The sequence below is a fragment of the Catellatospora chokoriensis genome, assembly GCF_011297315.1.
GTDB classification, from domain to species: Bacteria; Actinomycetota; Actinomycetes; order Mycobacteriales; family Micromonosporaceae; genus Catellatospora; species Catellatospora citrea.
Map to the genome: position 1 here is coordinate 13670 of NZ_JAAOTI010000025.1, position 11241 is coordinate 24910.

Annotated in this window: 16 protein-coding genes; 5 read left to right on the top strand and 11 right to left on the bottom strand. The window is 71.0% G+C overall.

Annotation, left to right across the window (positions count from 1 at the left end):
• Positions 1-122 precede the first annotated feature (122 nt).
• Genes HAV39_RS30650 through HAV39_RS30660 form a run of 3 tightly spaced genes read left to right on the top strand, consistent with a single transcriptional unit; the run spans position 123 to position 1439 of the window.
• The gene (locus HAV39_RS30650) at positions 123-599 is read left to right on the top strand and encodes a four-helix bundle copper-binding protein (RefSeq protein ID WP_203736611.1); all 477 of its coding nucleotides are present in this window, start codon (positions 123-125) and stop codon (positions 597-599) included.
• Between the two features lie 7 nt (positions 600-606).
• Positions 607-1266: a class I SAM-dependent methyltransferase gene (locus HAV39_RS30655; RefSeq protein ID WP_191842658.1), complete on the top strand. Its 660-nt coding sequence runs from the start codon at positions 607-609 to the stop codon at positions 1264-1266.
• Entirely contained in the window at positions 1266-1439 is a 174-nt protein-coding gene (locus tag HAV39_RS30660) for a hypothetical protein (protein WP_191842659.1), read from the top strand. Before HAV39_RS30655 ends, HAV39_RS30660 begins: the two co-directional genes overlap by 1 nt.
• 306 nt (positions 1440-1745) lie before the next feature.
• On the opposite strand, the gene HAV39_RS30665 is transcribed toward HAV39_RS30660, so the two are convergent.
• The gene (locus HAV39_RS30665; protein WP_191842660.1) at positions 1746-2153 is read right to left on the bottom strand and encodes a four-helix bundle copper-binding protein; all 408 of its coding nucleotides are present in this window, start codon (positions 2151-2153) and stop codon (positions 1746-1748) included.
• 351 nt (positions 2154-2504) lie between these two features.
• On the opposite strand from HAV39_RS30665, the gene HAV39_RS30670 reads away from it, so the two are divergent.
• Positions 2505-3086 carry a hypothetical protein gene (locus HAV39_RS30670; protein ID WP_191842661.1) on the top strand — a complete coding sequence of 194 codons (582 nt, stop codon included), beginning with the start codon at positions 2505-2507 and terminating at the stop codon, positions 3084-3086.
• Positions 3083-4075, top strand: coding sequence for a tyrosinase family protein (locus HAV39_RS30675; protein WP_191842662.1), 993 nt, complete (start codon positions 3083-3085; stop codon positions 4073-4075). The genes HAV39_RS30670 and HAV39_RS30675 overlap by 4 nt, the downstream gene beginning before the upstream one ends.
• A 66-nt stretch (positions 4076-4141) precedes the next feature.
• On the opposite strand, the gene HAV39_RS30680 is transcribed toward HAV39_RS30675, so the two are convergent.
• From HAV39_RS30680 to HAV39_RS30725, 10 genes are all read right to left on the bottom strand, one after another.
• Entirely contained in the window at positions 4142-4828 is a 687-nt protein-coding gene (locus tag HAV39_RS30680; RefSeq protein ID WP_191842663.1) for a hypothetical protein, read from the bottom strand.
• Between the two features lie 72 nt (positions 4829-4900).
• Positions 4901-5434, bottom strand: a complete 534-nt coding sequence (locus HAV39_RS30685; RefSeq protein ID WP_191842664.1) for an RNA polymerase sigma factor — start codon at positions 5432-5434, stop codon at positions 4901-4903.
• 265 nt (positions 5435-5699) lie between these two features.
• On the bottom strand, positions 5700-6461 hold the full coding sequence (locus HAV39_RS30690; protein ID WP_191842665.1) for a zinc metalloprotease: 762 nt from the start codon (positions 6459-6461) through the stop codon (positions 5700-5702).
• Positions 6462-6744: 283 nt separating this feature from the next.
• Positions 6745-7596, bottom strand: a complete 852-nt coding sequence (locus tag HAV39_RS30695) for a M56 family metallopeptidase (RefSeq protein WP_191842666.1) — start codon at positions 7594-7596, stop codon at positions 6745-6747.
• On the bottom strand, positions 7596-7988 hold the full coding sequence (locus tag HAV39_RS30700) for a BlaI/MecI/CopY family transcriptional regulator (protein WP_239120894.1): 393 nt from the start codon (positions 7986-7988) through the stop codon (positions 7596-7598). Before HAV39_RS30700 ends, HAV39_RS30695 begins: the two co-directional genes overlap by 1 nt.
• A gap of 124 nt (positions 7989-8112) precedes the next feature.
• Complete coding sequence (locus tag HAV39_RS30705; RefSeq protein ID WP_191842667.1) at positions 8113-8751, bottom strand: DUF305 domain-containing protein; 639 nt, start codon at positions 8749-8751, stop codon at positions 8113-8115.
• A 213-nt stretch (positions 8752-8964) separates the two neighbouring features.
• On the bottom strand, positions 8965-9186 hold the full coding sequence (locus HAV39_RS30710) for a cation transporter (RefSeq protein WP_191842668.1): 222 nt from the start codon (positions 9184-9186) through the stop codon (positions 8965-8967).
• Entirely contained in the window at positions 9183-10268 is a 1086-nt protein-coding gene (locus tag HAV39_RS30715) for a sulfite exporter TauE/SafE family protein (RefSeq protein ID WP_191842669.1), read from the bottom strand. The genes HAV39_RS30710 and HAV39_RS30715 overlap by 4 nt, the downstream gene beginning before the upstream one ends.
• 85 nt (positions 10269-10353) lie before the next feature.
• Positions 10354-10737: a hypothetical protein gene (locus tag HAV39_RS30720; protein WP_191842670.1), complete on the bottom strand. Its 384-nt coding sequence runs from the start codon at positions 10735-10737 to the stop codon at positions 10354-10356.
• A gap of 55 nt (positions 10738-10792) precedes the next feature.
• Entirely contained in the window at positions 10793-11188 is a 396-nt protein-coding gene (locus HAV39_RS30725; protein WP_191842671.1) for a (2Fe-2S) ferredoxin domain-containing protein, read from the bottom strand.
• Between the last annotated feature and the right edge of the window lie 53 nt (positions 11189-11241).

Sequence of the window (11241 nt, forward strand, 5' to 3'; positions counted from 1 at the left end):
CGGTCGCCGGCCGACCGGCCGAGTCGCGCGCCAAGGTCGGCACAAATCCGCCCAACAGCCCTCCCACCATGGGGCCGCTCCCTTACCGTGAGCTGGGGTTCGTCGCGGCGAGGGAGCCGATCATGCCTGGCAAGCAGAGCCACGGTGTAGACATGCAGCAGGCCGTCACCTATGCGCTGGAATGCCACCGCATCTGCGAAGAAACGATCACCCACGGCCTGCAGGCGGGCGGTAACCATGTCGAGGCCGCGCACATCCGACTGCTGACCGACTGCGCCGACATCTGCCGCACGGCGGCCGATTTCATGGCGCGTGGCAGCGAGTTCCACGCGGCGGTCTGCGCGGTCTGCGCCGACGTGTGCGAGCGGTGCGCGATCGACTGCGAGCGCTTCGGCGATGACTCGCTGATGGCCAAATATGCAAGGCATGCCGCGAATGCGCGCAGTCGTGCCGGCAGATGGGGGCGTGCCGGCGTGAGCCTGTCAGCCTTTCTCACATCCAGTGGTCAGTGCAGGGCCACGGCTCGGGAAGAGTTCGCACCGCTGGCGGCCACAACAGGCCCCGAGGCAGCGGCGGCCGGCGCGCAGCGACAGGGCTGAGCCACCGGTGACCGAGAGCCTGCGCAGCCTGCAGCACCCGAGATTCGCGCGGTTCTACGCACGCATCAGCACCCGGGCCGAAGCCCACGGCGCCGCCGCGCACCGTACCCGTCTACTGGCCGGACTCACCGGATTTGTGATCGAGGTAGGGGCCGGCAACGGACTCAACTTCGCGTATTACCCGGCCGGGGTGACCGGTGTCCTGGCCGTCGAACCGGACGACACGCTACGCGAACATGCGCGGCGGGCGGCACGCCACGCGCCGGTAGCGGTCGACGTCGTCGCCGGGCACGCCGACGCCCTGCCCGCCGCCGACGCGGCATTCGACGCAGCCGTGACCTCGCTGGTGTTGTGCACCGTGCCCGACCCGGGACACGCGCTGGCGGAGATCCGCCGTGTGCTGCGCCCCGGCGGGCAGCTGCGCTTCTACGAGCACGTCCGCTCCGACAAACCGGCGCTGGCCTGGCTGCAGGACAGGGTCGCGCCGCTGTGGTCGCGGCTGGCCGGCGGCTGCCGACCCAACCACGACACCGCGACCGTGATCGCCGCCAACGGGTTCACCATCGACACCTGTGAGCGATTCGGGTTCAGCCCTGCCTCGGGTATGCCGCAGTTCGCCCACATCCTCGGCACGGCTCGACCGCGCGCCGACACCCACGATGACTGATGATCGTCGTCGACTCGGCTCTGATCACCGCGGCAGCCATGGACTCGCTGGACCTGCCGGAAGTCAGCACTCCGATACCGCCGGCTCGGGCGCTTCTCAACACGGCACAGCTCAGCTCGGCGGATAGAGGCAAGATCGCGCACGCGAACGCCGAACGGCTACTGGCCCTGTGAGCCCCGCTGTCACGGCCGGCGACCGCCTGCCGCTTCACGCCGTGACACCGTGGAATCGGCGGTCCGGCGGTGGCCTCCGGCGAGTTGCAGGGCGCTGTTCGAACTACACAGGCTGGCCTCGACCGACAGGCTCCCCGCCCCGGGCGCCCCAGGGTCGCGGCGATGGGCGTGGCCTGTCCGTCGTGCGGTCGCCAACACCCACGGCGGGTGGGTTCACCCCCACACATCACCTGACGGCGGCCTTTGCACGCACGTGCAGATCCCCGTCACCGCCTGATAGCCGGCCAGCGGGTGAGCTGGATGGTGTCAGCGCATCGCGGCCAGCAGCTGCTCGCAGGCGGCCTGGCAGTCACGGCAGGCCTGCGCGCAGATGCGGCAGTGCTCATGCATGTCGGCGTGGAGCTGGCACTCGTCGGCGCAGGTCCGGCAGGCCATGATGCAGGCCTCCAGCAGCGTGCGGCTGATGTTGGCGTCGTAGCCTGTGTGCCGCGACAGCACCCGGGCGGTGGCCTGGCAGATGTCGGCGCAGTCGAGGTTGGTCCGGATGCACTTGGCCAGCTCGGCGATCATCGGCTCGCTCAGGCAGGCGTCGGCGCACGCGGTACAGGCCTCGCCGCACGCGATCAGCGAATCGATCGCGGCCGCGAGCTGGCGCCGGTCGAGGTTGATCTCCAGCGGGTACGTCTCGAGCATGGGCATGGTTACGTTGGTCATCGCAGTCTCCCGTCTCGTTGCCGTGGGGCCTATACCCCCTATGGGCCGTTCCTATGCACCTGTGCGGGGCGGCCACTGCACGGCTCCGCCCGGGACGAGCCCGAACACGTCCAGATGATTTACGTCCACCCCGGAGATTCCCGGCACATGCAACAGCCGGCATCTCCTGCAAGCCGTACCGGGCCTGGGGGCAGCTGTCGCGCGGCGCCCCACCGCATGGCGAGTCTGGCCGACTTCTCGTCTGTCGGAATGCCGCCGCGGCGTTGCCCGCCGCATGCGGCGGTGCCACAGTGCTGTGCGCTGCCGGCGCCACGGTGCGTCGGCGCATCGCATGCAGATGGTGGAGGAACATTGAGTTTCGTCAAGGACGACGGCGCGCCGTCCGATTTCATGGCCGCACTGCGGGCCGGCGGCTACGGCCTGCCGGACCCGGCCACGGCCGGGCACGGCCACGCGCACGGTACGGACGGGGTCTCGACGGGGGTACGCACCGCGACGCACCGCGGTCGCGAGATCCGCATCGAGACGACATACAAGATCACGATCGACGGCAAGCCCCTCGAAGGCGGCCTGGAGGTGCTCGACAACGGGGCGGTGCACTACCACGGCCTGCCGCAGTACGCGCTGCCGTCGGCGATCGACATGTGCAAGCGGGTCCTGGACTACTTCGGCACCGAGCCGCCCGCGGTCGACCAGCTCGGCTGCCTGGTAGGCGAGCACGGCGAGCACTGCGCCGACGGCACCACCTGCTGCGTCGACGACCCCGGCCACCAGCACGCCGACGGCCACGAGCACGGCGAGCACCAGCACGCCGACCAGCCCGCGCCCGCGCCGGCTGCGCAGACCCCCACACCAGCACCGACACCGCCGACGCAGCCGCAGGGTTCCCACGATCACGATCACGGCCACGACCACGGGGAGGGGCACCGGTGACCGCCGTCCGCGTCAACATCCAGACCTCCGACACCGCTCGGCAGCGGTTCCTGGAGGGCGTGGTCGCGCTCAATGCCGAGCAGTCCGGCTACACCACCTCACAACTCAACCAGCTGCTGTCCCCGTCGGTCCCGGGCTTTCGCCTGTACGGGGTGGATCAGCAGCTGACGACCTGGGACCTGTTCGTGCTGTGGCACTTCCTGGCCATGCAGATGGTCAGCACCCCGGCGCGGCCGATGCGCAACCTGGCGCACGGCGGCCCGATCTTCCTGCCCTGGCACCGCATGTACCTGCTGCGGCTGGAGCAGCAGATCCAGCGGGTCACCGGCGACACCGAGGCGGGCCTGCCGTACTGGGACTGGACGCTCGACGGCGGACTGCCCACCGACCAGCAGCACACCAGCTCGCTGTGGGGCGAGGCGGCGCTCGGCGACGCCCGCGGTGACGTCGTGGCTGGCCCGCTTGGCGCGATGCGGGTGCGGCTGGTCGGCTACGGCACCCAGCTGTGGTCGGTCGAGCCCCGGCCGCTGCAGCGCAACGCCGGCACCGACGCCGACGTGCCCGGTCTTCCCAGCGCCGAAGACGCCAAGTGGGCGCTGGAGGACGGCCTGGGCTACGACAGCGTTCCGTGGGACGTGAGCTCCGACGGGTTCCGTAACCGGGTGGAGGGCTGGATCGACCCGCGCCGGATCGGGCAGGCGGGCAGCCCGCAGATGCACAACCGGGTGCACGTGTGGGTCGGCGGCGACATGGGTCCGGGCAGCTCGCCCAACGATCCGCTGTTCTACCTCAACCACTGCAACGTCGACCGGCTGTGGGAGGCGTGGCTGACGCGCAGCGGCAGGGTCTACCTGCCCGGCGACGGCGATGAGCAGCCGCCCAGCGGGCAGGGGGTCAACGACACGATGGTGACGCTGCTCGGCGAGCCGCTGACCCCGGCGCAGGTCCTCGACGCCTCGGCCTGGTACAGCTACGACACCACCGCCTAGAACACGAACGCCGCGGGTGGCGGGCATGCCTTGCCTGCCACCCGCGGCATTTCGGTAAGGCAGGGTTCAGGCGAATGTCTGCTGCCATGTCTGCGCGTCGGTGGCGGTGTGCCAGCGGGTGAATCCGCACGACCAGGCGATCGGGTCGTCGAGCGGTCGGCCGCCGAAACGGGGCTCACCTGAGACGAGCAGCCGCGAGCCGATGCCGTAGCCGGCGTCGCCGGCGCTGGTGATCGCGCCCGGAGGCATCATCGCAACGGTCACCTGCTCGCCTTGGCCGCCGCGGTACCAGCGGTGCACCTGGAAGGTGACCGGCACCTCGGGGGAGGTTTCGACCTTGGTGGGATCGGTCTGGCCGATGGCCAGCACAGTCCCGTCGAACGCGAACGCCCGCTGCCGCAGGGCCTGCGGGCTGTATGTCTCGACGCAGCTGGCGCTGCCGCCGAACACGTCGCCCTGCGGCGCAGGCGTGGCCGAGGCAGGGGTGGACGTCGCGGCGGCCGGTGGGGACTGGCCCTGGCCGGGCAGGCCGATGAGCACGAACGCGGCAGCCGCGGCGGCCAGCGTCGCGGCGGTGACCGCAACGAGCCGCCAGGTGCGGCGCGCTGGCGGTGCGGCGGGCTGTGGTGAGGTGTCCATGGTGGTGATCTCCTGAAGGAGTCGCTGGCGTAGCTGCGGGTCGCCCAGCGCGGCGGCGCGGGCTGGGTCGAGGGTCTGAGCCTGCCGGACGAGGTCATCGAGCCGGTCGTTCATCGCCGTGCCTCCTTGTCTTGCCCTGTGCGCCGGGCCGGGGTCGTGTTGGCATGTCCGCCAGCGGGGCGACTGTTACACCGTGATGCCGTAGGCGGCCAGTTCGCGGGCGAAACGGGCCCGGGCGCGGTGCAGCCGCACGCGGGCGCTGACGTGGCTGCATCCGCACACGACGGCAACCTGTGCGGTGGTCAGGTGCTCGACGGCGACGAGGGTGAGCAGGTCCCGGTCAGCCGGGCGCAGCCGCGCAAACGCCTCACGCACGCCGGCAGGCCCGTCGCCGTGCTCCGGGATGTGCGCGGGGCGGGGGGCATGGTCGCGTAGGCGGTGGGTGAGGCGTTCGAAGCGTCGGCGGCCGCGCTGCTGGTTGGCCAGCACCCGCCGGGCGATGCCGAACAGCCACAGCCGCGCCTGCTCGCCGTCGGGGGCGTCGGCGGCGCGGCGCCAGGCGGTCAGGAACGTCTCGGCGGCGATGTCGGCGGCGTCATCGGGGGTGTCGGTGCGGCGCAGCGCGTAGCCGAGGATCGCCTCGTAGTTGTCGGTCCACACGACGTCGAACCATGCGTGCGTGCCCGTCGCCTGCACGGCCGGTGGCCCGGCTGGCTGCATGTCCACCCCCTTGAACCGGCTGCCGGCGGCAGCTTCCGCGCTGACATGTCCGCCACGCCCGGCAGTGTTACCGCACCGCTCCACTATCGGGCTTAGGAGCCGGGTGCCGACGCGGCGGCCGATGGTGCGCGGTGGTCCGGCGGGCACCCGATGCGCGTGGGTGGGCGCGGCCGCGGGCAACCCCTACCCGCTGTGGCGCCCGCCGGAGGCGGAGCCGGGCCGCCCGCGCGGTGGCGCGAACGGCCCGGTGGGGGAGGAGCAAGGATCAGCTGGCCCAGAACACGTGGGTCACCGTGTAGTTGCCGCGCCCGGACTCGCGCACGTAAGCGCTCACGCCCTGGCCGTGCCTGCCCTCGACGAGCCGGCCCCAGGCGGCGGAGTTGCCGGCCGCGGGAGCGGCGGTGGGGGTGTTGAAGGTGTCGAGGTGGCTGTAGATCGACACCAGCTGCGAGTAGTCGTGGCTGTTGGGATGCTCGTTGCTGGGCGGGCCGTCGGGGTCGCGGCTGTAGTCCATGCAGCTGCCCAGGTTCGGGTTGGTCTGGTTCTCGTCCTGGTGGCCCAGCCCGAACGTGTGCCCGACCTCCTGGCACATCACCAGGCGCCGGTAGGCCGGGGTGTTGTACTGGGCCTGCACGAAGTACGTGTCGTTGACCTTCACGAAGGCGCTGCTGATGTGGTTGCCGGTCGTGATCGAGATCGACGCGATGCCCAGCCAGCCGGTGGAGCCGTAGCTGGCGTTGCAGACCTCCACGTGCCCGGTGGTCGGGGTGCAGCTGGTCTTGGACCCGAACGAGCCGTTGACGACGGTGGTGTTGAGCACCGTCGACGTCGTCCAGTCGGCGGACGCCTCGTTGAGGTAGGACGTCCACGCCGAGGTGACGTTGTTGTCGAGCTTGAGCGTGAAAGGGTTGGCGGTGCGGGCCCAGTGGTAGCTGCCCCAGGCGTGGCTGGCCTGGGCGGAGCTGGCGGGCAGGGCAATGGTGGCCAGAGCGGCGGCGGTGGCCGCGGCAAGAAGCCGTAGGCGCATGGAAGGACTCCCAACGCATCGGGGTGTACGAGGTTGCGCTGAGAATTCCAGAGCTATCGATGTCCATCAAGATGGATGGGTAACGATATGGTTACGACTACTAAGCTAGATCGTAGATACAAGTGGCCTACAAGGCGTGGCAGCACTTGCGCCCAGGCAAGATCGGAGCGTCTAAGGCGAGCACTACGCATGCCGATCAGCTAATCGCTGGCACCGGCGGGGGCAGCAGCCAACTAGGGACGCTAGTAGACAGTCGCTGCCGTCAGTGGAGCCGGGCCGACGGTCAGAGCCACAGGTGCATACACCATGGGGACACGGCCGCCATAAACGGACCCGCGATGAGCAGCCCGCCGAGCGCGGCCAGGGTCACCCCTCCGGTGCGGCGACGCCAGCCGGCGACAGGGCCGGTCAGCCGCGACGCGCGCAGCTGCACGGGCCCGCCGGCGGCACTGAGCGCCGACGCGGGCGCCGGGGACAGGCTGAGCGCGGCGAGCGCACCGGCGACCGCACCGCGGCCGTGCCGGCGGGCGGCGTCATCGTCGGCGCTCATCTCCAGCAGTAGGCCCACATGGCGTCCGGCGAGGGCGAACAGCGGCAGCCACGGCACCGCCCGCGACAGCCCAAACGCCAGCGCCATGGCCAGATGGTGGCGCCCGGCGACGTGGGCACGTTCGTGGGCCAGCGCGGCACGCAGCTGCTCGCCGGACAAGGTCTGCTGCGCGGCGCTGGTCACCACGATCATCGATCGGCGGCCGGGCAGGCAGTACACCATCGCCTCACCGGACTCGACCACGACCGCGCCCAGCCGGGCGTCGGCGCGTCCGAGCAGGACCAGACCGTCGCGATGCCGGGCACGGCGGGCGGCCGCCCGCCACGCGGTCGCGCACACCGCCCACAGCAGGCGGGCGCAGAACACGCCCAGCGCCAGCCACGCGATCGCACGCGTCAGTGGTGCGTGGGCGTGCTGCGTCGCCACCGCTGCTGCCGTGGCCCACCCGACCACGACGGTGACCAGTGCGATCAGCCATGCCGCGACGCCCAGCCGCGGTGCCAGCACGCCCAGCCGGGCCAGCAGGGCCGGGGCCAGCAGGCTGACCGCCAGGCCGTACAGCAGCAGGCACTCGTCGGGGTGCATCAGCGCCCACCCGGCGCCCGTCGGCGCAGCAGCCAGCGCAGCATCTGCGACTGCGACTCGCTCATCGACGCCACGAAATGCGCCAGCGCGGCGCTCTGGTCGCCTGCCGCCTCCAGTGCGTCGCGCATCAGCTGCGCGGTGTACTGCTCGCGGCTGGCCGACGGCTTGTACGACCAGGCCCGGCCGCTCATCTGCCGCTGCAGGAAACCTTTCTGGAACAGATTGTCCATGACCGTCATGACGGTCGTGTAAGCCACCGGCCGGGCTGAGGCGAGTTGCTGCTGGACCTGCCGGACGGTGGCGGGGGTATCGCGCCGCCACATGATGTCCATGATCACGGCTTCCAGGTCACCGAACCCGCGCATTACACCGTTCCCGCCCGCCGCCGCCATGCACCGTCACCACTATGTCGCACGGGCGATGGCTTGTCATGCCCTGCCCGGTGGGCCTGAAGTGGACTGGTGCGCCAACAGGCGTCGGCCGCGGCGCGGGCGAGCCCGCGCGGGTGGCGGCGTGTCAGCTCGTGGGGCTCGGCATGGCGCCCAGCATCTGGCGCATCTGCTCGATCTGGGCGCTCTGGCTGGACTGGATCTTCTCCGCCAGCTGTTTGGCGGCCGGGTTCGCGCCGCTTGCGATCTCGGCTTTGGCCATTGCGACCGCGCCTTCGTGATGGGCGATCATCATCTGCAGGAACATCTGGTCGAACTGCTCGCCGGTCATGTTCTGCATCTGGCCCATGTCCGGCATCGGGCCCATCGACGGCATCGCCCCGGGGCCCATCGGCGGCATGGACGGCATCGTCATACCCGGCCCCATCGACGGCACCGGCTTGCCCCACTGCGCGAGCCACGTGCTCATCTGCTCGATCTCGGGCGACTGCTCCTGCCCGATCTCGACGGCGAGCTGCTTGACGTCGGCGTCGGCGGCTTTGTCGGCGGCCATCTGGGCCATCATCAGCGCCTGCTGGTGGTGGACGATCATCTGCTGGGCGAACTGGACGTCGGTGTCGTTGAACTGCTGCGTCGGGCTCGGCTGCACGGCCACCGGAACATGCGTGGACGGCGTGGTCTGCGTGGTGGCGCCGCAGCCGGACAGCGCACTGGCGCCCAGCAGCACCGCGGCAGTGACCGCCATCGTGCGGACGGCAGAGCTCATGTCGACCCCCTCCATGCGTGTCCAGCAACCTCGACCACATTAAGCCGGATAGGAGCGTGCTAATGGCGCTTTGCGGCAACTGGTGACGGTTCGAAGGTCGGCGGGTTCGGCGTTCCGGCTGGCGTGGCTGTGCCGGTGACGGCCGCTGGGCCGCCACCGGCAGGTGGGATGCCGGCCGTTTCAGGACATTCGGCGGTGGCGCCGCCGGATGGGTCAGGCGGTGGCCGTCAGGGTCGCGGGATAACCGGCGGCGGTGATCGCGGCGGCGATGACGGCTGGGTCGAGGTCGTTGTCGGCGGTCACGACCGTGCGGCTCTTGCGCACGCTGGTCTCGGCGCGGCGCACGCCGGGGACCTCCTCTTCGAGGGTTTCGTCGATGAGCAGGCCGCAGCTGGCGCAGTGCATCCCGGTGACGGCGAAAGTGAAGGTGGTCATGACGTCGCTTTCTGCGTGACGGTCAGGCGGCCGGTGTACATGCCCATGCCGCAGGAGTAGCCCAGCCGTCCGGGTTGCAGCACGCCCAGGTCGATGCGGGTGTCGCCGTTGACGGGAAGGATCTTCTCGATGTTGAGGCTGGGGATGACGAACGACCGCACGCAGCCTTGCGCCTTGTCTGAGCGCACGATCAGCGTGGTGGGCAGCCCGGCGGCCACGTCGAGGTTGGCGGGGGTGTAGGCGCCGGTGACCGCGCTGACGATCACCGTCTGGTGGCCGGCCTCGACGCTGACCCGGGGGCCGGTGACCTCCGCGGGGGCGTCGCCGGTCAGGCCGAGGGCGTAGGTGATCTGGCTGGCGGCGACGGGGGAGCCGGACAGTTCGAGGCCGCCGTTGAGGGTGTAGGCGCCCAGGGCCAGGATCAGCACCCCGGTTGCGACGGCCAGGCGCTTTGCCCAGGCGCCGACGGCGCGGCGGGCACGGGCGGCGGCGAAGCCCAGCACGGTGAACAGCGGCGCGGTCCCGATCACGAACACGGCCATGATCAGCGCACCTTGCCACGGTGACCCGGACGCGACCGCCAGGGCCATGACCGACAGCGTCACCCCGCACGGGATGAGGACGCTGCCCACGCCGAGTACCGCCGGCGCGAGGGCGGACTGGGAGCGGGCACGGCCGCGTACCAGCCTTGTCCAAGAGGCTGGGGGAGTGAAGGTCAGGCCACGGAACGCCTTGACGCCCAGCTGTCCGAGGCCCATGGCGATGATGAGCAGCCCGGCGCCGATCTGGACCATGGCGCGCAGGTGCATGCCGAGCTGCACCGCCGTGCCCAGTGCGCCGAGCAGGGCGCCCAGCAGAGCGTGGGAGGCGAGCTTGCCGGCCAGGAACCCGCCGACGGGGGCGAGGTCGTCACCGACGCGAGCTGCCGGAACGGGCAGTGCGCGGCGGGTGCCGGTGCCGGGAGTGACGGGTTGGCGCTGGCGGGAGACCAGGCCGGCCAGCAGGCCGCCCTGCACCGCGGCGCAGGACACGCCGCCGGCGAGCAGGCCGAGCAGGAGCACGGAGAAAAGACTTGTCGACACGGTGGGAAGGAACCTTTCGCAGGAGGAAGGAAACCAGCAACAACGAAGTCATCCACATCAGTGGATGGATCGGGGCGGGTTTCTCCTACGTGCGCAGGATGCACAACTGGGCGAGGGTCGCCGCCCGTGGCAGCGGCCCGACGGGATGCACCTGAACCTGACCGGCCCGGCGCAGCAGCGCACGCAACCGAGACGGCTCGGCCAACAGCAGCAGCGCCGCGGCGACCGCCGCCAGCACGCTCATGCACACCGCCGCCAGGCTGCCGTGACCGCCGTCGTCGGACGGCTGGTCACCGTGGCCGGCGCCGGGCGGGTGGCCGGAGCCGGCTGCCATCGCGGCGGGGATCATCAGCGGGGCCATGTCGTCGGTGCACTGCCAGGACTGCCACAGCCCGAGCCCTGCCAGAAGCAGCGCGACGAGCACGACACGCAGCGGCTTGCCCGCCGGTCGTGTCGCGCTGTGCTGCATGGCCACAGGATACGGGGTGCTCGGGGCCGTGGGCTGCCGCTGCGCCTGGGTGGGATCAGCGTGCATCGGCCGGGGCGGGCGCGGCGGCGATGCGCCGCCCCGGTGCCTGGACGTGTGGGGCCAGCCGGTCCGGCGGTTCGGCAAGTCCGGGGCCGCCTGCGGCGATCCAGTCGGCGACGGACTGTGTCAGTGTGGCGTCGAGGATTCGCCCGAGCCAAGTGACTCGGCCGCCCGCGGCACGGCCGGCAGGGCTGGGCAGCACCACGACGGTGTTGCTGCGTTCGCAGTTGCCCAGGCAGCCGGTGACCATCAGGTCGATACCCGGGGCGTGGCGCAACTGGTCGGCCTGCAGTTGGTGGTCGGTGTCGGGATGTTTGCCGGTGGTGCCGCAGCAGCAGCCGCGGCACAGCACGACCCGGCAGGTGCTTGCCGCGGTGGTAGGGGAGGGCACGGGGGATGCTGCCTTTCACACGATGGTGCGCCGGTGGCGCCGCCCGGACTCGG